Below are 20378 nucleotides of genomic sequence, written 5' to 3'. Positions count from 1 at the left end.
TTTTTATCAAAAGCCTCAAGAAATAAATCTTGAGGCTTTTTTTGTGGTTATACTTTTTGTAAAATGTATTAAGTAAAATGTAAGTTCTACGTCTAACGAATCAAAATTATGTTTTATAAAACAAGAAGCTTCCAATCAGCAAATAAGAGGCTTCTAATTAGTCAACAAGAAGCTTCCCTTTTTTTACTCAGAACTTTTATTCTGTAAGCCTTAAATCTTATGTATTAACTTATTATTCATAACTCAGCTCTTACATTATTAATGTTTGTATTCTTTTTCTTATCTTAAGAAATAATATAAATGGAAGGCAAAGAGTGAGAGAACGCCTTAATATTATTTGTTAAAAATTCGTTTTATTAGATTGAACATAATCAAATAGAAAACTATAGAAATAATCATCAATTCGATATTAGTATTCAAATAGTTGATTATTTCCTTGGGTTGGTTAAAGATTGTTTTTATCAAATCTATCGGTCCAGAAATTAATCTGTATTGATAAGTGATTACTATTCTATATACAATGTAGATCATTACAAACTGGTTGAAAAGACCATATAAAAATATAAATGTTTCTTTTTTACTTGTTAACTTAAACTTGAAAGGATTTTTAAAGAACCTGCTTACGCTATTAGTACTACTTGGTAAAAGATTTGGAATATCTGTAAGATCCGAGACAATCCAATAACCATCTGTACGAATAAATGGAATCAATTGATAAAGAATAATCATTGTACTAATACCTATCACATCTAATAATTGGTGATTATGTGTAATAAGATAGACGATATATAATGCTGCAATTATAAAAAGTTGTACATAAACGCCTGCTAAGTTTGTAATAATTCGTTCTTGTTTTTTGGCAGACCAAATGGGCGTGATATTTGAATAAAAGACTGGAAAAATGAAATAAATTCCAACCCCAACTTCTCCATTTTTTTTTGTAAATCTATTACAAGCTGCAACATGTCCAAATTCATGAATAAAAGCACTCACTAAATACAATAGAAACAAAAGAAGCATATATTCTTTCTCAAGATGAAAATGATGCATTTGAGTAAGATTATATATAGAGAGGCTAAATAATATTGTAAAAACAATCCAAAAGAAAGTAGGTTGAAATAGAGGCTGTAATAGTTTTGAAATTGAAGCTGCGTTTTCTTTAGAAATTAATTTTGTTTCGAAAAGAATAAATGATTTTTCTTTTTTTTGCTGACTATTTACTTTATCTAACTCTAAACTTTTTAGATTTTGTTTTACAATTTTATCGAAATCTTCATTAGAAACATAATCAAATTCTTGAATGAAGTCTTGATAAGAGTTCTCAAGATTATAGTGATTTCGTTTTAAGATTTCTAATAAAATTTTTATTTCTTCACTTACAATAAAAAATTTTTCTGAATGTTCTAAGACCCAACTTTGTTCATTTTTTTTTGTGAAAGAAAAATTTATATCTGTTAATGTACTAAGCAGTTCTGATCTCATCTATTTGGTTTTTCCAATCTTTAAGTTGAGTATCGATTGCATCTATCCAATTAGCAATTTTTACTAAATCATACTTTAATGCAATTTCTTTTGCAGCAGAAAATTGTTCTTCCATAAATTCAAATTGAGGATTAGATAATTCTTCAAGAGCAAAGAAAGCTTTGTGTGTATAGAGTTGATTATCTGGGTGATAATCGTTGTCGTTTTTAAGAAACTGAATAGTATTTGAAATAATATAAGTGAATTGTTTTTCTCGTAAATCATCACCAATATCTGTTATGTCATCATACATTTGTATTCCTTTGAAAATATAAGATAGCATCAATTTTATATCTTCTGATGGATAATCAGATTGTAAAAGATTTATTCCATCTACAATAAAAAAGACTGGAATATGTTTTTCTACTGCAATTTGTTCAAATTCTTCTTTGGATAAAATAGTTGAATCGAAATCCCATAATTTTTCTTTGATTAAAGCATCAAAATATATTTTACTATATTTTGCTTTACTTTCGAAAATAGAAGAATCTTCACCAAACAATTTGATAAGTGTCTTAATACAAAGTTCGTAATGATTAGTTAAGTTAACTAAAGGATTAGAATCAAGTAATTTTTTTTCAATAATAATTTCTTGATCTATTAATTTATCTAAGTGAATAATGTAATTATAATACGTTTTTGCAACTAGGTCTAATTGATCTTTTTTTAAACGATTAATTTTCACATTCTCAGTTAGAAAGTCGACAACTTCTCGAAAAAAGAGTTGATTAATTTGGCTCATTTAGGGTAGTTTTAAGTTGATACGAAAGTATAATTTTTATAGGAAGTATAAAAATAATTTTGTTAAATATTTGATAATTAATGATTTTAGTAATATATTTACTTCACCTAAAATTATAAAACTACCAATTACTATGAAAAGACTCTCTATTATTTTTTCTGCAAATTACTTCATGCAGATTTTATAAAATCAACACTGGATATTTCGTTTTTACATTAATTTTTTTTAGAAAAATTTTATTGTAATCTACGATTGTATTAATCTGTAAATAATCATAAACAACTATAAACCTATGTTAAAGAATTTTACTTTTTTAGCGACGTTATTTTTATCTGTTTTATATGCACAGGTAGAAATATCAAATAAAAACAAACCAGAAATAGATAATGCTACTGATGGTATTTATGTTAATTTTTCTGATAAAGGTGTTTTACTTCCACGAATATCATTGAATTCATTAACAGAACTTAAAAATTCCTCTGGAGTTAATTTTCCTAAACAAGGAGATGCCTCTCAAATGATTGTATATAATACAAATAGAGCTTTAGGAGAGGGGTTTCATTTTTGGGATGGATCAAAATGGCGTGCTTTGTTAGATTTTGAAAATGTTATTGCACAGTTAAATTCTTCTGTGATGTATTCTGCAAATGCAAATGGTATTGATATTGGAAGTGATAAGAGTTATGTTCAAGGTAGTGAAACAACTCTACCTAATTATACGTTCAATCAATCAGGAACTATTGCAACTAATAGAAATTTTATACCATTAAATATTTCAAAAATAGTACGTACAAATAAGCCTAATAACAAAGTGTCTTTTACGTTTACAGGAATTGCTCAAATTCAACAAAGTAATAGTTTATTGACCTTTGCAATAGGAGTTTTTGTAGATGGACAATTAAAATATGTTGAAAATTATACAGGTAATTTTACTTCAAATAGCTGTGGTTTTGTTCCTGTAGATTTGGATGGAATAATTCTCAATTTGTCAACTACTCAAGATCATACAATAGATGTGAGAATACATCCACGAAGAAGTTATGATTTATCTACACCAGCAACTACATATGCTTACACATTTGGAAAATCTATAGGAACATGTACTAATTTACCATCTGAAGTAATGAAATCAAGATTAATATTAACAGTAAAAGAGTAAACCTATGAAAAAAATATTACTTTCAATAATTGTCTTATCAAGTGCTGTTAACGCACAGGTAGCTTTATCGACTAACGTAACCAATGATAACTTGATTTTAGATTCCAAACAAAGTACAACTTCTACAAAAAATGATAAGACTTTTGTTTTACCAAGAAATGCTATGAAGGATCGAAAAGATAAAACTAACGTAGATCTTAGTTTAGGTTCAAATTTACAATCAGGTTTATTGATTTATAATACAAATACCTCTTTAGGAAATGATAAAGGACCTTATTTTTGGTATAATTATACTTCATCTTTAGGAGCTTGGACTCCTTTTGTTTCAACTAAGAATGAAGGTTCGTTAACTAATCTTGCTAATTTAAAAAATTACCCCTTATCAAGTACAACCGATATTGTTTCGGCGACTAATAATCCTACTACAGGACCTTATGCGAATTCTTGGCAAAATAATTTAGGGGATTTGATTACGGATGCAAGTAAAAGGTGGCAAGTGTTGCCCAATTTTACTCAAGAATTTCAAATATATAATTCAAAAAATATTATTTTTTATCGATTAACAGGTTTTGTAGAAGCATATAGTTCTTCAGCAGAGAAAGCGATAAGTTATGATGTAGGAATTTTTGTAGATGGTAAATTAACTGTGTATAGTCCTTTTTCTTTAGCAGGTAATTCTACTCGAAATTGTATGTATAATGTATTTAGTCTAACAGGTCTTACGAATGATTTGTCTAATGGAAAACATACCATACAAGTTGCAGTTAAAAATAGAAATATATTAAATTCTAATGCTATTGTAAATGTAACTTATAATAGTAGAAATTCTAACTGCGGTACATCATCTACAGATGGGTATTTACCTAATCAATCTGTAAATGAAGGATTATTAAGTATAAAAATTCAAGAAAATCCATCTATTCTAAATAATTAATTATGAAAAAGTTATTATATATATTACCATTCATAGCTCAATATAGCATAGCTCAGGTTATTATATCTAGAGATACAAATACAGCTACAGATTCTTCAGTTGGTTTAGAAATAAGCTCATCTAATCAAGCTGTAGCTTTACCAGAGTATAATATAACGGCATATAATGTTCACCCTTATACTAAAGAACCAAAAGGAGGAGCTATTGTTTTTAGTCCAAATAAGAATGGTGGATTAAATGAAGATTTTTATGGATATTTTTATTGGGATGATGATCAACATCTATGGGTTAAATTATTAGATTCAGTTTCATTTAGTTCTGATAAAGACTTTAGTTCGCCCTATTTTTTTACTAATTATGATGGAGCTTCAAATACAAGTATTGGAGTAGATGTATTATCTCCTTTTAGTAGTACAAATAACACAAGTAATACTACATTATCATCAATGACTAATTCAAACCATATTAATGGAACAAACTTGAATGCAATGACTTCAAATTATTGGACAATTGTACCAGCAGGTTTTCAACCAACTTTTAAATTTGCTAAAACAGCTGATGCTTTTGTAAAAGTAAATGCAATGCTTGTAAAACCAGGAGGAGGAACTTTTGATTTTAGTATTGCAATGGGAGTTTTTATTAATGATGTTTTAGTCGCCAATAAAATATTTCCATTTGTTAATCTAGCTGATCAGGGTTATTGTGCAAGAAGAAAAATTACAATTTTAGCTCCTGTAAATAATATTCCTGCAAATATTGATCAGAAAGTAAAAATTGGATTTAGGATTGTAGGAAATAACCATTTCAATTCAAAAGATCAGTCCTATGGTAATAATTTCACGTTGAATAATGGTAAAATATCTGTAGGATTAGGATTTAGTAATACAAATGGTTCAACAGGTACTTATTGTGCTAGTTCTAGTTTTCAATCACCAATTAATGTAACAGTATACGGAGTGACTAGATAAAAAAAAATCACCTACAAACTTTGCAGGTGATTATTTTATATAAAACAAAAGAACTTAGTATGACTAAGTTCTTTTTTATTTTTACATCTTATTGATCTCCGCCTCCAGGACCTGGATCTGGAGTTGTTGATCCACCTCCGTGACCTCCACAGAATAAATGTAACAAACAATAGAAGATAAACTCTTTTCTGTCTTCTAATTTCTCTACTTGAAAATCATTAATTGACTTTTTCATAATTAAATAGTTTTTGGGTTAATAATAAATACGTTAGTAGAAAGCAAGGAATTTAATCCCAACTTTTTATTTAATTTTATAATGTAAATGTGGAAGAAGTAAATTATATAATAATTTACAAAATTTGTTTGTATTGAATTGTATCATAGGTAATAGAGTTATAGTTTGGTATTTCAAATATAGAATAAGTTTTAAATTTTTAATAATAATAAACCGTTTTTAATTTGTTTTAAATCAGCTGTTTTAATGTTTTGTTAAAAAATAAACGTTTATTAAGTATTTATAATCTCTAAAATGATCAGATAGGGAATTAAACTTCTTAAAAAAAAGATAAAATATAGATTACTTGAAATAATATTAGAAGTTTATCATTTCAAATTTAATAGCTTTACAGCTTAATATTATTCAATTGGATCAGAAAATATTAGATCACATTTTAAATAAGGATTGGGAACAAGCTTTTAAACTTCTTGTAAAAGATTATCATCAGAGAGTTTATTGGCAAATTCGTCGTATGGTTTTGATTCATGAAGACGCAGATGATATTGCTCAAAATGTTTTTATCAAGATTTATCAAAATTTGAATTCATTCAAAAATGAATCGAAATTATCGACATGGATTTTTAGGATTACTTATAACGAAACCATTAATTTTATTCATAAAAATGCTAAAGAACAAAATGTTTCATTCGAAGATTATTCGATGAATATTGCGGATGATTTATCTACGGATGAATATTATACAGGTGATGAAATTGAGTTGAAATTACAAAAAGCAATCGCAAGTTTGCCAGAAAAGCAGCGTGTAGTATTTATGATGAAATATTATGATGAAATGAAATATGAGCAGATTTCTGAAATTTTAGGCACATCTGTTGGTGCACTAAAGGCATCTTATCATCATGCTGTTACAAAAATTAAAGAATTTTTAGAGGATGAAGATTAAACCTTTTTAACTTTTTTTTGTCTTATATGTGATATGAAAGAAAATGGATTAAAAAATAATTTTAAAATTCCTGAGAATTATTTTAAGAATTTAGAAGATGAAATTTATCTTAAAAGCTTAAAACAAAAGGAAAATTATACAACTCCAACTAATTATTTTGATGATTTAGAACAGTCAATTTTATCGAAAACTATTGATAAAAAAGAAACAAAAGTTATACATTTCAATATTTGGTGGGCAGCTGCTTGTATATTGCTATTAGCATTGGTTGTTACTCCTTTTGTGATTAATTCTACAGAAAAATCTTCAGAAGTTGTGGATACAAAAACTGAAAATCACGTTTACGAGAAGATTTATGATTCATATATAGTGAGCGATCAAAACAAAAAATCGTCCAATGTAACATTAGACGATTCTGATTTTGCTTTATATGATTATTAAGAAATTCTAAATAATTTCTGCACTTAAACCTCGGTTCAATAACTCTGTGCATCGAGGTTTTAAATCTTCTAATTCACCAGTCAATACTTCGCATTTACCTTTGTAATGAATCAAAATAGAACATTGTTCCGCTTGTTCTGGCGTGTGTTCACAAACATCAATCAACGACTCGATTACCCAATCAAAAGTATTCACATCGTCATTGTAAACAATAATTTGATATTTGTGCGATTCCTGTTCCAATACATCAACAGCCGAATCTTTTTCCGTTTCCCACATGGGTTGCGTTGCGTATTTTGTCATACATTTTATTTTTTGAAATGTAGCGCAATCCACTCATTTCGTTGTTTTTTAGATACAAATTTCAAACCATTTTCTGTACAGAAAGCTAAGATATCATCAAAATCTTGCTCCATTAATCCACTCAAGAATAAATCTCCATTTTCATTCAAAACGTTGATATAAGAAGGAATTTGACTGATTAAAATATTCTTGTTGATATTCGCTAAAATAATGTCAAATTGTTTGCTTCCTAAAAGTGAATTATCACCCATTTTAGCATCTAAACTAACACCATTTCGTTTCCCATTTTCGATAGAATTCTCCACAGCCCACTCGTCAATATCGATACATTCTGCATAATTTGCACCACGTTTCATTCCTAAAATTGCAAGAATTGACGTTCCACAACCCATGTCCAAAATATCTTTTCCTGTAAATTCAGTTTCCAAGATATATTCTACCATCAAGTGTGTTGTAGAGTGGTGTCCAGTCCCAAAAGACATTTTTGGTTGAATGATAATTTCGTACGGAATATTTTCGATTGTTTCGTGAAATTCTGCACGAATCAAACATTGGTCGTTCACTAAAATTGGTGTGAAATTTTCTTCCCAAGTTGCATTCCAATTTTGTTGTTCAATTTCTTGACGCGTATAAGAAAAATCAATATTCTCGATAGAATCAATCACTTCTTTTACTTGGTCAATATTTTCGTCAGTTTTTGGCATGTAAGCATCAAAACCTTCTTCGTTTTCAACAAAACTTTCAAAAGGTAATTCAGAAATCATTGCAATAATAATTTCATTAAAAGGCTCTACTTCCGCAACTTTAAATTTATATTCGATATAATTTGTCATAAAAAAATGTAGAAAACATCAAATTGTTTTCCGATGCAAATTTACGATTTTTATAATTAATGATAAAGGAGATTATTTATCAAATGGAAAGTCTTTCAAACCAACCATCATTTCACGTTTTCCTGGAGGTCCAGGACGTTTTTGTACAATATAGCCCAAGTCTTTCAATCCTCTTTTTATGGTTCCTTTCGCTGCATAAGTAGTAAAAATGGCAGATTTTTTAGTTAAAGAATCAACAATTTCTAACAATTCTTTTTCCCATAATTCTGGTTGAACACGAGAACCAAAAGCGTCAAAATAAACTAAATCAAAATTATTTTCGTTGATATTTTTTAGATTGAAAAAATCTTCTTTTACTTTTTTAATTTCAAAATAGGGAGAAATTTTATGCCAGTTTTCCCAATTCGAATGAAATAATTGTTGATAATAATCTAAAAAATCTTCTTTCCGATGTTCAAATTCTGGATAAAGTTTGAAAACATTTTCAAAATAATTCACCAATTCAAATTCTTCATCAGAAACCGGAAATTTTTCGATTCCAACATATTGCACCGAAATTTTATGTTTTTCAGCTTCCATCAAAGTAATGAAAGAATTAAGTCCCGTACCTAATCCAATTTCGATAATTTTTATAGGATTTTTTGTTTCTGTAAAATGATGAAATCCATTTTGTATAAATACATGAAAAGCCTCTTGTACAGCACCATGTTTAGAATGATAAGATTCATCCCAATCTTCAATATAGATAGTTTTTGAACCATCTTCCGTTTCTTGAATAATTCTTTTCATCGTCGAAAGTTATGATTTTTATTATGAAAAAGTGCAAATAAAATGTACCTTTGATAAGCACAAACAAAATATATCGTAAAATGATTATAGAAAAAATTGCTGAATCAAAATTTAACGATTCAGTTTTCAACTCTACAACTTTTGGGAAAGAGTTTACAGATCACATGTTGATCGCGCATTACAAAGATGGTAAATGGGATGAACCTAAAATTGTTCCTTACGGACCAATTTCAATGACACCAGCAGCGATGTCTTTTCATTATGGTCAAACAATTTTTGAAGGAATGAAAGCCTACAAAAATGATAACGAAGAAGTATTTATTTTCCGTCCTGAGAAAAACTTCGAGCGTTTTAATTTATCTGCGGCACGTCTTAATATGCCTCAAATTCCGAAAGAAATTTTTATTGATGGTTTAGAAGCGATTATTGATATCGATCGTCAATGGGTACCAAAAGATTACGGAACGTCATTATATATTCGTCCAGTAATGTTTGCAACAGAAGAAGCAGTTTCTGCAAGAGCATCTAACGAATATATTTTTGCAATTTTATTAGCTTATGCACCTAATTATTATGACAAACCTTTGTCAGTTAAAATTGCTGATTTCTACAGCCGTTCTGCACAAGGTGGTGTTGGTTTTGCTAAATGTGGTGGTAATTATGCGGGATCATTTTTCCCAACTTCTGAAGCGCAAAAAGATGGTTATGATCAAGTAATTTGGACAGACTCTATCGAGCATAAATATATCGAAGAAGCTGGAACAATGAATGTAATGGTACGTATCGGAAACAAAATTTTAACAGCTCCAACTTCTGAGCGTATTTTGAATGGAGTTACGCGTGATTCTGTTTTAACTTTAGCAAAAGATAACGGATACGAAGTAGAAGTGCGTCCTGTAGAAGTACAAGAAATGTACGAAGCATACAAAGCAGGAGAATTGAAAGAAGTATTTGGTTGTGGAACTGCTGTTGTAATTACACAATATGATGCAGTAGGTTTTGGTGAAGAGCGCGCTCAATTACCAACTTTAGCTGAAGAAGATTCTTTTGCATTACAATTGAAAAAGAAATTAAAAGATATTCAATACGGATTAGCTGAAGATCCTTATGGATGGAGAATTAAAATCGAAGAACAAGCTTAATCTGATTAAGAAAGTTTTTTTGAAAATATAAGCTGACAATTTGATTGTCAGCTTTTTTTGGCACGATATTTAATAATATGTTATACAAAGTACTATATTTGCAAAATGAATGGACTACAGAAATTTTTAATCATCTGTTCAGGGAGTAGTCTTGAACTATTGAAAAAAACACCAACAGATATCAACAAACATGTCGGTATTGGAGGTGTCATATTATTTACAGGAATTTTGGCGGCTTTGTCTGCTGGATATGCGCTGAATACTGTTTTTGATAATATATATGCAGCAACAGGTTTTGGTTTGTTGTGGGGATTGATGATTTTTAATCTTGACCGATATATTGTCACATCAATGAAAAAATCAGGTGGATTTTTTCGTCAGTTTTTTATTGCTTTGCCACGTATTTTGGTTGCAGTTTTATTAGGTATTGTGATTTCGAAACCGTTAGAATTAAAAATTTTCGAGAAAGAAATTAACAAGCAATTAAATATTATTGTCAATCGAAATAAAGCAGAATTACAAAAAGGAATTGATGCGCGTTATGCTGAATTGGGAACGCCTTTTTCGAATGAACGAAAAGAAATTTATGCAGAAATTGATAAATTAAGAAATGAGTATAATTCAGCTTCTACCGAGTTGGAAAAAGAAGTTGTTGGTACACAAACTGAAACAACAACTGGACGCGAAGGTTATGGACCAAATGCGAAACGAAAAGCAGAATTGAAAAAACAAAAAGCTGCCGAAATCGAAACTTATATTCAACAATCTGCGCCTCGTTTGACTGAAATTAACAAAGAATTGGATCGATTGAATGTGGCGAAAGAGAAAGAAATTGATGCAGCTAAACCAACCGAAGAAAATTACAATGGTTTTGCGGCTCGTATGCAAGCTTTAGATGAATTGTCAGTTAATAATCCAATTTTAGGAACTGCAGCTATTTTTATAGCTCTTGTGTTTATCTCGTTAGAAACTGCACCAGTTTTAGTGAAATTAATCGCGCCAAAAGGACCTTATGATTTTCTTTTAGAAAAACATGAACATTCGTTCAAGATTTTTAGTAAAGAATCAATTCAGATTATGGATATTAAATCAGAGAAACGAGTCAAACATGAATTTGAAAAAGCATAAATAATAAAAAAGTAACTTCTAATTGAAGTTACTTTTTTAATTTTGTACAAGATATGGAAACTTATAAAATAGAAATTTACGGAGAAGACGAAAACCAAATTCAACGAATGGAAGAGGTGATTGCTCCTATAAAAGATATACAGGATTATTTTTGGAAAATTCTTTGGGTTGATGGCGAAAGTGAAACGGACGAATATTCGGTTTTCGAATTGCAAGAAGTGATTGATCAACAAGACGGAATTTTTGTGGAATATGATCAATTAGAAAGTTTGTGTTACAAAATGGAACATGTAACGGAGGCGTTAATTATAGGAGATCGAAAAGAAAATAATTTGCATGTAAATATTGAGGATGAAAATTTATATGACAATGAAGTCGTGTTTGAATTTGTGAAAGATTCGCATTGGCAAATTTTGACTTCGGATATCAATATTGTAGATACGTTTAAAGTTTTCTTTCCAAATAGTAAAATCATTGATTAAAAATAAAAGCCACTTTTTAGTGGCTTTCTTTTTTATTTTTGATTCAATTTCTGAAAAATCTGTAACGTTTCTTTTGCTTCTTTTACATCATGAACGCGCAAAATTTTTGCACCTTTTTGTAACGCAACCATATTTAATACAGAAGTTCCGTTTAAAGCTTCTTGTGGAGTTGTTTCGAATAAATTATAAATCATCGATTTTCTCGAAATTCCAACTAATAAAGGAAAACTTTCAAAACCTAAAGCTTCCATTTTACTGAATAATTCGTAATTATGATCCAATGTTTTAGCAAAACCAAAACCAGGATCCAAAATAATATCATTCACTTTTGCAGCTTTTAATTGTGCAATTTTCTGCGAAAAATATTCGTTTACTTCCAGTGTAATATCTTCATATTCAGGATTATTTTGCATCGTTTTCGGTGTTCCTTTCATGTGCATCAAAATGTACGGAACCCGAAGTTCTTTTATTGCATCAAACATATTTTCGTCCAATTCCCAACCCGAAACATCATTTATAATAGAAGCGCCTGCTTTTACAGCTTCGCGTGCCACATTTCCTCGAAAAGTATCAATCGAAATAATCAATTCTGGATATTCTTCAATAATTTTTTCGATAATTGGTACAGTTCTATCAATTTCTTCTTGCTCCGAAATATTTTCTGCTCCGGGTTTTGTCGAATAACCACCAATATCAATCATATCGGCACCTTCGGACAAATGTTTTTCAACTTTTTCTAAAATCAAATTCATCGATTGATTACTACCACCATCGTAAAAAGAGTTTGGCGTTGTATTCAAAATTCCCATAATTTTAGGCTCGTTCAAATCAATCAAACGACCATTACAATTAATTGTCATATCTTAGAAGTTCTTTAAGCAATTTCAATTATTTTTGAAATCGAAACGAAATTATGAAAAATACCTCAATTCAATTTAAAGAAATCATCTCTGTTTGTCGAGATTTATATACAAAAAAATTACAAGATTATGGTCCGGCTTGGCGTGTATTGCGTTTGCCATCGTTGACAGATCAAATTTTTATCAAGGTAAACCGCATTCGTACGTTGCAAGAAGCGACGGAGCGTTTGGTTGATGAAGACGAAGAAGGAGAATTTGTGGCGATTGTAAATTATTCGATTATGGCATTGATTCAGCTAGAACTTGGTTTTGCAGATCAGCCAGATTTAACGGACGAACAAGCTATCGATTTTTATGATAAATATGCGACAATTGCGCATGATTTGATGATGAAAAAAAATCATGATTACGGTGAAGCTTGGCGAGATATGCGTGTTAGCTCGATAACAGATTTGATTTATCAGAAAGTTTTGCGCACAAAAAGTATCGAAGATAATAAAGGAAAAACGATTGTTTCAGAAGGTTTGGATGCAAATTATTTGGATATGATTAATTATTCGATTTTTGCAATGATTTTAATTAACGAAAAGAAAACTTCATGAGGTATTTGGTACAATTTGCTCGAATTATAGTTGGAGTTATTTTTATAATTTCTGGATTTGTAAAAAACATTGATCCAATTGGATTAAGTTTCAAATTAGAAGAATATTTCTCACCAACAGTTCTTAATATTCCATTTTTAGAAAGTTTGAGTTTGCCTTTGGCAACATTTTTCTCCATTTTTGAAATAGTTTTAGGCGTTTTATTATTGCTTGGCGTTTGGAAAAGATTTACGACAATAGCTTTATTGTTAACGATTATTTTCTTCACATTCTTGACATTTTATTCAGCTTACTTCAATAAAGTAACCGATTGTGGGTGTTTTGGTGATGCGCTAAAACTAGAACCTTGGACATCATTTTACAAAGATGTTGTGCTTTTGGTGTTGATAATTATTTTAGTGATTGGTCAAAAATATATCAAACCATTATTCGTCGAAAAAGCGAATTATGTAATCAATTTTATAACAATTTTAGGTTCTGCAATTATTGCTTATATCGGAATTAATCATTTGCCAATTATCGATTTTAGACCTTATGCAGTTGGAAAAAATTTGATTGAAGGAATGAAATCTCCACAAGAATTAGGTTTGAAACCAACAACGTATAAAACAATTTACACCATGAAAAATAGTGTAGATGGAAAAGTTGTAGAAATTGACGATGCGCAATATATTGCGGATGACAAGTGGTATAAACATGGAACGCCTTGGGTGATTGAAGCAGATAAAACACGTACAATTGTAGAGAAAAAAGGGTACGAACCACCAATTCACGATTTTAATTTTGATTGTAATGGAGTTGATAAAACTTCTGAAATTTTGAATGCGCCAAAAGCGATTGTTTTTGTCATTCCTTTTGTTGAAAAAGTAAACGAGAAACAAATTGCGAAATTAAATACTTTAGGAAAAGAAGCGTCTAAATATAAAGGTTACAAAGTTATTACAGTTTCGAATAATCCAATTAAAGGTTTAGAATTGGAGAATTGTTTCATGGATCAAACAACGATGAAAACAATTATTCGTTCAAATCCAGGAGTGATGATTTTAGAAAAAGGAACGGTAAAAGCGAAATATCATGACAACGATTTTCCATCAATTAATCAATTAGAAGAATTATTTTAAAAAGTGATTAATTATATTTTAAATAAAATTTTCTACGGATTTCTAACGCTTTTTGGTGTAGTGACTGTAGTTTTTCTATTGTTTTCGGTACTTCCTGGTGATCCTGCTCGTATGATGCTCGATCAGAAAGAAGATCCTGAACAATTAGCTCAAATTAGAAAAAACTTAGGTTTAGATCAACCTTTGTGGAAACAATATGCTTTTTATATTAATGATTTGTCACCGATTTCATTTCATAATATTGACGAAAACAATACAACATATACTTCATTAAGTTCTGATAAATACAATTACACAAAATTGATGGATTTCGGAACAAATGAAATGGTTTTGAAAACGCCTTATTTACGTGAATCTTTTCAAAAACAAGGAAAAAGCGTCAGTACAATTATTGAAGAAACTTTGCCAAATACAATGGTTTTAGCAATTGCGGCTATTATTATTGCAACGATAATTGGGGTTGCGTTAGGAATTGTTTCTGCTCTGATGAAAGATACGTGGATTGATCGTGTTTTGTTAGTTGTTACGAGTTTTGGGATGAGTATTCCGTCTTTCTTTTCGGCGATTATCATTGCGTATATTTTTGCATTTTTGACGCATAATATTACAGGACTGAATATGATTGGAAGTCTCTACGAAGTGGATGATTTGGGAGAAGGAAAACATTTGATGTTGAAAAATCTTATTCTTCCAGCGATTACATTAGGATCTCGTCCGTTAGCGGTTTTTACACAATTAACGCGTAATTCGTTGTTAGAAGTTTTGAACCAAGATTATATTCGTACAGCTTTTGCAAAAGGACTTTCAAGAAAAACGGTGATTACAAAACATGCATTACGAAATGCACTTAATCCAGTTGTTACAGCAATTTCGGGTTGGTTCGCTTCGATGTTGGCAGGTTCTGTTTTTGTGGAATTTGTTTTTGGCTGGAATGGTTTAGGAAAAGAAATCGTAAATGCACTAAATACATTAGATTTACCAATTGTGATGGGAGCTGTTTTAGTTATTGCGGTGATGTTTATTGTAATTAATATTCTGGTTGATATACTTTACGGAATTCTAGATCCGCGCGTTCGCATAAAATAAATCAGGTATAATTTCGCAAGAAATAATTATCTTGCAGTAAATATTAAAACCAAAATCAAATAAAATACACTTTTTTATGCGTGATAGAATAGTAGCAGGAAACTGGAAAATGAACTTAAATTATGAAGAAGCAATTCATTTAGCAACAAATCTTAATGCTTGGGTGGCAGATAATCATCCAATTGCACAAGTTATAATTGCGCCTTCTTCTATTTATTTACAAACATTGTTAGAGGCTGTAGATGAGCAATATGTTAAGATTTCTTCGCAAGATATTTCTGCTCACGAAAAAGGAGCGTATACAGGAGATATTTCAGCAGAACAATTGGATAGTATCGGATTAGATTTCGCTATTATTGGTCATTCTGAACGTAGAGAATATCAAGGAGAAACAGATATTGTAATTGCTGAGAAATTAAAACAAGCTTTTAAACATCAAATTAATCCAATTCTTTGTGTAGGAGAAAAATTAGAAGAACGTGAAGCTGAGAAACATTTTGAGGTTGTAAAAACCCAATTAATGGATGCTTTAGTTGCTCAAAAACCAGAAGATCTTTCTCGTTTGATTATTGCTTACGAACCAGTTTGGGCAATTGGAACTGGAAAAACAGCTACACCAGAGCAAGCGCAAGAAATTCATGCATTTATTCGTAAAGTTTTGAATGATGAATTTGGCGTAGAAGTCGCGAATGATACAAGTATTTTGTACGGAGGAAGTGTAAATGCACAGAATGCGAACGAAATTTTTGCTCAACCAGATATAGACGGCGGTCTTGTTGGTGGTGCTTCACTAAAATATGATGATTTTGTGCAGATTATCGCTGCATGTAAATAAAGTTAATGACTCAATCGAAAGGTTGAGTTTTTTTATTTCTTTTTTCAAACTCTCTATTAATCAGTCTTAGAATAGGTTTATTGTCTGATTTAAGAAAATTATAACATTTCTTAAGATTAATTAAGAGTTTTCGGAACAGTGTCTGCAAAGTTCTAAATGTACTAACTATTTAAAAAGTATCATTTTTTAAACAAAACACATTTATTATGAAAAAATTGACGCAAGTATTAGGAGTCGTAGCAATAGGGTTAGTTTCTTTCTCTTTTACTACAAAAAATGAAATAAAAGTTCCTACAACAGAAATTACAAATAAGGTTGTAGAAGATGCTCCAAAAGTTGTTATTTTAGATATTGTAGATAATATCGCAGCAGATTCAGGAGCTAATATTGCAACAGAATTTAAAACAAAGTTAGAATCTTTGAATAAAGAAAATGTACAGGTTCTTTTATGGAAAGATTTAACTAAGGGGTTAAAAGAAGAAGAGAAAAGATCAATTATTGATAGTTTAAAACCTGAGTTAATCATGACGTTAAGCTTTGATAAAACTGATGATAACACAAACAAAGTTGCCGCAGTTGTTTCTAAACAAAACGTAGCTTTTGAAGATACATTCAAAGTAGCACGTGAATTAGCTGATAACTTAAATTCAACTTCAGTTAAAAATGATGGTGTATATCAAAATGATTCAAATTATATTCAAGATAATGCAGCGCCATCAATTTTCTTAAGCGTAAAAGTGAAGAATGAACCAACTTCTAACGCAGAAATTGTTGATAAACTTTCTAATTTCATCGAAACAGCGAAAGTTGAAGATGGCACAACTCCAGTTGAAACAACATCAGAAGTAGTAGTAGATTCAGCAGCAGCTACGGTAGACACAGCTACAACAACAGTAGAAGCGGCAGCACAAGATGTAAAAGCAGTTACGAAAGATGCAAAAACAAAAGTAAAAAAATCTAAAAAATAGAATCCGTTTTTTCGAATATTTCATTTTTATTAATGAAGAAAAAGTAACATTTTGTAATGAAATGTTACTTTTTTTTGTTTTTAATTACAGATAACTTAAGTTTGTTCAAACACTTCCAATTCAATGTCAAAACAAGGTTATATCGCGCGTTATTTCAATATTGTTCGTAAATTATCACAACAAAAATATTGTTCTTATGAAGATTTAGAGCGTTTTTTGGAACGAGAATTTGAAATGCTTCAACTTAATGATGATACATTAGAGTTTAATTTCTCTAAACGTACATTGCAACGCGATATTCGAGAAATCAGAAATATATTGGGAATTGATATAATGTATAGTCGCAGTCAGCGTGGATATTATATTATTCAAGATGATTATAGTTCTGATTTATTTCTGAAAACCTTAGAAGAAATCAATAGTTTTTCTGCTTTGAAATTGACAAATTCGCTCGATTCGATTGTGTATTTGGAAAAAAGAAAACCAAAACGCGCCGAATTTTTACCAGATATTGTACAAGCAATTCAAGGAAAAAAGAAAATTGAATTTCATTATCAAAAATTTGGAGAGGAAAAAGAAACGATTCGTAAAGTTTCGCCAATTGCAATTAGAGAGCATAATAACCGTTGGTATTTGATTGCAGATGATAAAGGAATTGTCAAAAATTTTGGTTTGGAACGAATGAATAAGGTTTCAATTCTGAAAGAAAAAATTGATGATAATATTGAGTTTAATTACGATGATAAATACAAGTATTCGTACGGGATTATTGTTCCAAGCTCAGAAAAACCAGAAAAAATAGTGCTTTCTGTGACCAAAAAACAAGCGGCCTATTTAGAATCTTTGCCTTTGCACGAATCTCAGCAAATTTTAGAAACTAATAATGATGAAGTTTTAATTGGTTTAGAATTATTTTTGACCGAAGATTTTATCAGTGAAATTCTTTCTATGAGCCGTACGGTTACGATTATCGAACCAAAAAAACTGAAAGAGAAAATCAAAACAATTTTAAAAGAGACATTAGAAAAATATAATTAGCGAGTTTCGAATTTCGAAACTCGCTTTTTTTACATTTCTTCAAATTCTAAATCGAAATTCATTCCCAAAATAGCTTTACCAGTAACTTTTTCTCCATTTTCAGGATTGATTAAGCCAGCCATTTTTCCAGTTTTTTGTTTGGTAACCAAATCCAAAATCTGTTTATCAGTTAGTTTTTTACCCATAAACTCAAATGGAATTTTGAATCCACATTCTTTAAAGTTTGCACATCCATAAGCTGCTTTTCCTTTGACTAATTTATGTGTTTTACATTTTGGACAAGTTGCATTTTCCAGATTAATTTCTTCTTTTGGTTTGCGCTCTTTCTTTGGTTTTTCCTCTATTTGAGCTGAATTCTGATGAGAAGCAATTGGTCTGAAGTAACTATTTTTCACATCAAATGTCAATTTCGAAACCATTTCAATCAATTCTTGTTTGAATTGTTCTAATTCGTATTCACCTTTTTCAATCAAACGAAGTTTTCGTTCCCAAACACCTGTCAATTCAGGAGATTTTAATAATTCATCTTGAATGGTATCAATTAAATCAATACCCGTTTGTGTTGCAATTATATTACGTTTTTTCTTTTCGATGTATTTTCTACGAAACAAGGTTTCGATAATATTTGCACGCGTAGAAGGTCTACCAATTCCATTTTCTTTCATCAATTCGCGCATTTCTTCATCATCCACTTGTCGTCCAGCAGTTTCCATTCCGCGCAATAAAGTTGCTTCAGTATAATGTTTTGGCGGAGTTGTTTTTCCTTTGTGAATAAATGGTTCGTGAGGACCTTTTTCTCCAATCTCAAAAATCGGCATTATTTTTTCCTCATCTTTTTCGTCTTCCTTTTTATCTTTTGCATAGACTTCACGCCAACCCATTTCGAGAATTTGTTTTCCTGTTGCTTTAAAATTTATTGCAGAAAGTTGTCCATCTTTTCCATTATTTTCAACTTTTCCTTCGACAGTTGTGTTCGCTACTTTACATTCTGGATAAAAAACAGCAATAAAACGTCGTGCAACCAAATCATAAATACGTTTTTCTTCGTTCGATAAACCTTGTGGAAAGATTTCGGTCGGAATAATAGCGTGGTGATCGGTTACTTTTGTATTATCAAAAACTGCTTTCGACATCGGAATTGGTTGCGTCATCAAAGGAGCAATCAAATTTTGATAAGCGGTTAATTTATTTAAAATTCCTGGAACTTTAGGGTGAATATCTTCCGAAAGATAAGTGGTATCAACACGAGGATAAGTCACAAATTTTTTCTCGTAAAGACTTTGTATATATTTTAAGGTATTCTCTGCCGAAAACGCATATTTTTTATTTGCTTCTACTTGTAAAGCAGTCAAATCGAATAGGCGAGGATTTTTTTCGCGACCTTCTTTTACTTCGAAATCAATAATTTCAAACTCTCGATCTTTGATAAAATCTAAACCTTGCTTGGCTTTTTCTTCAGATTTTAAACGAGGTATTGTTGCATTAAATTCTACTTCTTTGAAAATTGTTTTTAATTCCCAATATTCATCAACCACAAAGGCATTTATTTCTTTTTGACGTTGAACAATCATTGCCAAAGTAGGTGTTTGCACACGACCAATAGAAAGAACCGTTTTTGGCGGCGCAAATTTTTTGGTAAACAATCGCGTAGCGTTCATTCCTAATAACCAATCGCCAATTGCACGCGCTTGTCCAGCAGAAAAAAGATTGAAATATTTTTCTCCATCTTTCAGGTTATCAAAACCTTCTTTAATCGCTTCTTCTGTCAACGAAGAAATCCACAAACGCTTCATTGGTGCTTTTGCACGCGCTTTTAATAACACCCAACGTTGTATCAATTCTCCCTCTTGTCCAGCATCGCCACAGTTTATAATCTCGTCGACTTGATCGTTCGTGACTAATTTTTCGATGATATGAAATTGTTTCGAGACACCTTTATCTGCAATTAATTTAATTCCGAAACTTTGCGGAATCATTGGCAGATAATTAAGATCCCAGCTTTTCCACTCGGGTGTATAATCTTGCGGTTCTTTTAATGTACACAAGTGTCCGAAAGTCCAAGTGACCTGAAATCCATTTCCTTCATAGTATCCATCGTGCTTTTGATTCGCACCAATTACTTTGGCGATATCTTTAGCAACACTAGGTTTTTCGGCAATACAAACTTTCATAGCATTTATAATTATTGAAGTGCAAAAGTCAAAATAATAATTTAATTCTTAAAAAAAAATATAAATATGTATAA

Annotated in this window: 22 protein-coding genes; 14 read left to right on the top strand and 8 right to left on the bottom strand. The window is 30.3% G+C overall.

Annotation, left to right across the window (positions count from 1 at the left end; genetic code table 11):
• Positions 1-333: 333 nt before the first annotated feature.
• Both B4A23_RS02345 and B4A23_RS02340 read right to left on the bottom strand, forming a co-directional pair.
• Complete coding sequence (locus B4A23_RS02345; RefSeq protein ID WP_291116399.1) at positions 334-1482, bottom strand: hypothetical protein; 1149 nt, start codon at positions 1480-1482, stop codon at positions 334-336.
• Positions 1463-2263, bottom strand: a complete 801-nt coding sequence (locus B4A23_RS02340) for a hypothetical protein (protein ID WP_291116395.1) — start codon at positions 2261-2263, stop codon at positions 1463-1465. The genes B4A23_RS02345 and B4A23_RS02340 overlap by 20 nt, the downstream gene beginning before the upstream one ends.
• Before the next feature lie 292 nt (positions 2264-2555).
• On the opposite strand from B4A23_RS02340, the gene B4A23_RS02335 reads away from it, so the two are divergent.
• The 3 genes from B4A23_RS02335 to B4A23_RS02325 are packed head-to-tail and all read left to right on the top strand — an operon-like array spanning position 2556 to position 5324.
• The gene (locus B4A23_RS02335) at positions 2556-3422 is read left to right on the top strand and encodes a hypothetical protein (RefSeq protein WP_180905930.1); all 867 of its coding nucleotides are present in this window, start codon (positions 2556-2558) and stop codon (positions 3420-3422) included.
• Between the two features lie 4 nt (positions 3423-3426).
• The gene (locus B4A23_RS02330) at positions 3427-4356 is read left to right on the top strand and encodes a hypothetical protein (RefSeq protein WP_291116393.1); all 930 of its coding nucleotides are present in this window, start codon (positions 3427-3429) and stop codon (positions 4354-4356) included.
• Positions 4357-4358: 2 nt separating this feature from the next.
• A complete protein-coding gene (locus tag B4A23_RS02325; RefSeq protein WP_286487201.1) occupies positions 4359-5324 on the top strand; it encodes a hypothetical protein in 966 nt (321 codons plus the stop codon).
• Positions 5325-5412: 88 nt separating this feature from the next.
• Here the strand turns inward: B4A23_RS02325 and B4A23_RS02320 are convergent, their stop codons facing one another.
• The gene (locus tag B4A23_RS02320; RefSeq protein ID WP_180905933.1) at positions 5413-5559 is read right to left on the bottom strand and encodes a hypothetical protein; all 147 of its coding nucleotides are present in this window, start codon (positions 5557-5559) and stop codon (positions 5413-5415) included.
• 409 nt (positions 5560-5968) lie between these two features.
• Here B4A23_RS02320 and B4A23_RS02315 point away from each other — a divergent pair, with 409 nt between their 5' ends.
• Both B4A23_RS02315 and B4A23_RS02310 read left to right on the top strand, forming a co-directional pair.
• Entirely contained in the window at positions 5969-6505 is a 537-nt protein-coding gene (locus B4A23_RS02315; protein ID WP_286479852.1) for an RNA polymerase sigma factor, read from the top strand.
• A gap of 33 nt (positions 6506-6538) precedes the next feature.
• On the top strand, positions 6539-6946 hold the full coding sequence (locus B4A23_RS02310) for a hypothetical protein (protein WP_291116386.1): 408 nt from the start codon (positions 6539-6541) through the stop codon (positions 6944-6946).
• Positions 6947-6952: 6 nt separating this feature from the next.
• Here the strand turns inward: B4A23_RS02310 and B4A23_RS02305 are convergent, their stop codons facing one another.
• The 3 genes from B4A23_RS02305 to mnmD form a co-directional block, all read right to left on the bottom strand.
• Complete coding sequence (locus tag B4A23_RS02305) at positions 6953-7249, bottom strand: ATP-dependent Clp protease adaptor ClpS (protein ID WP_180905936.1); 297 nt, start codon at positions 7247-7249, stop codon at positions 6953-6955.
• Positions 7250-7254: 5 nt separating this feature from the next.
• Positions 7255-8082, bottom strand: coding sequence for a 50S ribosomal protein L11 methyltransferase (prmA, locus tag B4A23_RS02300; RefSeq protein WP_280046303.1), 828 nt, complete (start codon positions 8080-8082; stop codon positions 7255-7257).
• A gap of 72 nt (positions 8083-8154) precedes the next feature.
• Positions 8155-8871, bottom strand: a complete 717-nt coding sequence (gene mnmD / locus B4A23_RS02295) for a tRNA (5-methylaminomethyl-2-thiouridine)(34)-methyltransferase MnmD (protein WP_291116382.1) — start codon at positions 8869-8871, stop codon at positions 8155-8157.
• A gap of 80 nt (positions 8872-8951) precedes the next feature.
• Here mnmD and B4A23_RS02290 point away from each other — a divergent pair, with 80 nt between their 5' ends.
• From B4A23_RS02290 to B4A23_RS02280, 3 genes are all read left to right on the top strand, one after another.
• The gene (locus B4A23_RS02290; RefSeq protein WP_291116379.1) at positions 8952-10013 is read left to right on the top strand and encodes a branched-chain amino acid aminotransferase; all 1062 of its coding nucleotides are present in this window, start codon (positions 8952-8954) and stop codon (positions 10011-10013) included.
• 105 nt (positions 10014-10118) lie between these two features.
• The gene (locus B4A23_RS02285) at positions 10119-11141 is read left to right on the top strand and encodes a DUF4407 domain-containing protein (RefSeq protein WP_180905940.1); all 1023 of its coding nucleotides are present in this window, start codon (positions 10119-10121) and stop codon (positions 11139-11141) included.
• Between the two features lie 53 nt (positions 11142-11194).
• Entirely contained in the window at positions 11195-11623 is a 429-nt protein-coding gene (locus B4A23_RS02280; RefSeq protein WP_125350302.1) for a hypothetical protein, read from the top strand.
• Positions 11624-11655: 32 nt separating this feature from the next.
• Here the strand turns inward: B4A23_RS02280 and folP are convergent, their stop codons facing one another.
• A complete protein-coding gene (gene folP, locus B4A23_RS02275; RefSeq protein WP_291116376.1) occupies positions 11656-12483 on the bottom strand; it encodes a dihydropteroate synthase in 828 nt (275 codons plus the stop codon).
• Positions 12484-12536: 53 nt separating this feature from the next.
• Here folP and B4A23_RS02270 point away from each other — a divergent pair, with 53 nt between their 5' ends.
• From B4A23_RS02270 to B4A23_RS02245, 6 genes are all read left to right on the top strand, one after another.
• Complete coding sequence (locus B4A23_RS02270; RefSeq protein WP_280051635.1) at positions 12537-13085, top strand: DUF1599 domain-containing protein; 549 nt, start codon at positions 12537-12539, stop codon at positions 13083-13085.
• Entirely contained in the window at positions 13082-14206 is a 1125-nt protein-coding gene (locus tag B4A23_RS02265; RefSeq protein ID WP_291116372.1) for a BT_3928 family protein, read from the top strand. Before B4A23_RS02270 ends, B4A23_RS02265 begins: the two co-directional genes overlap by 4 nt.
• A gap of 3 nt (positions 14207-14209) precedes the next feature.
• Positions 14210-15292, top strand: a complete 1083-nt coding sequence (locus tag B4A23_RS02260) for an ABC transporter permease (RefSeq protein ID WP_291116369.1) — start codon at positions 14210-14212, stop codon at positions 15290-15292.
• A 76-nt stretch (positions 15293-15368) separates the two neighbouring features.
• Positions 15369-16127, top strand: a complete 759-nt coding sequence (gene tpiA / locus B4A23_RS02255; RefSeq protein ID WP_180905945.1) for a triose-phosphate isomerase — start codon at positions 15369-15371, stop codon at positions 16125-16127.
• A gap of 206 nt (positions 16128-16333) precedes the next feature.
• Positions 16334-17095: a hypothetical protein gene (locus B4A23_RS02250; protein ID WP_291116366.1), complete on the top strand. Its 762-nt coding sequence runs from the start codon at positions 16334-16336 to the stop codon at positions 17093-17095.
• Positions 17096-17218: 123 nt separating this feature from the next.
• Positions 17219-18133 carry a helix-turn-helix transcriptional regulator gene (locus B4A23_RS02245; protein WP_291116363.1) on the top strand — a complete coding sequence of 305 codons (915 nt, stop codon included), beginning with the start codon at positions 17219-17221 and terminating at the stop codon, positions 18131-18133.
• A 29-nt stretch (positions 18134-18162) separates the two neighbouring features.
• Here the strand turns inward: B4A23_RS02245 and B4A23_RS02240 are convergent, their stop codons facing one another.
• The gene (locus B4A23_RS02240; RefSeq protein WP_291116360.1) at positions 18163-20304 is read right to left on the bottom strand and encodes a type IA DNA topoisomerase; all 2142 of its coding nucleotides are present in this window, start codon (positions 20302-20304) and stop codon (positions 18163-18165) included.
• Positions 20305-20378: the final 74 nt, after the last annotated feature.

The sequence above is a fragment of the Empedobacter sp. UBA7248 genome (assembly GCF_002472945.1).
Classification (GTDB): Bacteria; Bacteroidota; Bacteroidia; order Flavobacteriales; family Weeksellaceae; genus Empedobacter; species Empedobacter falsenii_C.
Note: the sequence above shows the minus strand (reverse complement) of the source record. Positions and strands in the feature narration are given on the sequence as shown.

Excerpts from the sequence above, each read along its gene's own strand:
- B4A23_RS02345 (WP_291116399.1), bottom strand. The coding sequence starts at position 1,482 with ATGAGATCAGAACTGCTTAGTACATTAACAGATATAAATTTTTCTTTC.
- B4A23_RS02340 (WP_291116395.1), bottom strand. The coding sequence starts at position 2,263 with ATGAGCCAAATTAATCAACTCTTTTTTCGAGAAGTTGTCGACTTTCTA.
- B4A23_RS02335 (WP_180905930.1), top strand. The coding sequence starts at position 2,556 with ATGTTAAAGAATTTTACTTTTTTAGCGACGTTATTTTTATCTGTTTTA.
- B4A23_RS02330 (WP_291116393.1), top strand. The coding sequence starts at position 3,427 with ATGAAAAAAATATTACTTTCAATAATTGTCTTATCAAGTGCTGTTAAC.
- B4A23_RS02325 (WP_286487201.1), top strand. The coding sequence starts at position 4,359 with ATGAAAAAGTTATTATATATATTACCATTCATAGCTCAATATAGCATA.
- B4A23_RS02320 (WP_180905933.1), bottom strand. The coding sequence starts at position 5,559 with ATGAAAAAGTCAATTAATGATTTTCAAGTAGAGAAATTAGAAGACAGA.
- B4A23_RS02310 (WP_291116386.1), top strand. The coding sequence starts at position 6,539 with ATGAAAGAAAATGGATTAAAAAATAATTTTAAAATTCCTGAGAATTAT.
- B4A23_RS02305 (WP_180905936.1), bottom strand. The coding sequence starts at position 7,249 with ATGACAAAATACGCAACGCAACCCATGTGGGAAACGGAAAAAGATTCG.
- prmA (WP_280046303.1), bottom strand. The coding sequence starts at position 8,082 with ATGACAAATTATATCGAATATAAATTTAAAGTTGCGGAAGTAGAGCCT.
- mnmD (WP_291116382.1), bottom strand. The coding sequence starts at position 8,871 with ATGAAAAGAATTATTCAAGAAACGGAAGATGGTTCAAAAACTATCTAT.
- B4A23_RS02290 (WP_291116379.1), top strand. The coding sequence starts at position 8,952 with ATGATTATAGAAAAAATTGCTGAATCAAAATTTAACGATTCAGTTTTC.
- B4A23_RS02285 (WP_180905940.1), top strand. The coding sequence starts at position 10,119 with ATGAATGGACTACAGAAATTTTTAATCATCTGTTCAGGGAGTAGTCTT.
- B4A23_RS02280 (WP_125350302.1), top strand. The coding sequence starts at position 11,195 with ATGGAAACTTATAAAATAGAAATTTACGGAGAAGACGAAAACCAAATT.
- folP (WP_291116376.1), bottom strand. The coding sequence starts at position 12,483 with ATGACAATTAATTGTAATGGTCGTTTGATTGATTTGAACGAGCCTAAA.
- B4A23_RS02270 (WP_280051635.1), top strand. The coding sequence starts at position 12,537 with ATGAAAAATACCTCAATTCAATTTAAAGAAATCATCTCTGTTTGTCGA.
- B4A23_RS02265 (WP_291116372.1), top strand. The coding sequence starts at position 13,082 with ATGAGGTATTTGGTACAATTTGCTCGAATTATAGTTGGAGTTATTTTT.
- tpiA (WP_180905945.1), top strand. The coding sequence starts at position 15,369 with ATGCGTGATAGAATAGTAGCAGGAAACTGGAAAATGAACTTAAATTAT.
- B4A23_RS02250 (WP_291116366.1), top strand. The coding sequence starts at position 16,334 with ATGAAAAAATTGACGCAAGTATTAGGAGTCGTAGCAATAGGGTTAGTT.
- B4A23_RS02245 (WP_291116363.1), top strand. The coding sequence starts at position 17,219 with ATGTCAAAACAAGGTTATATCGCGCGTTATTTCAATATTGTTCGTAAA.
- B4A23_RS02240 (WP_291116360.1), bottom strand. The coding sequence starts at position 20,304 with ATGAAAGTTTGTATTGCCGAAAAACCTAGTGTTGCTAAAGATATCGCC.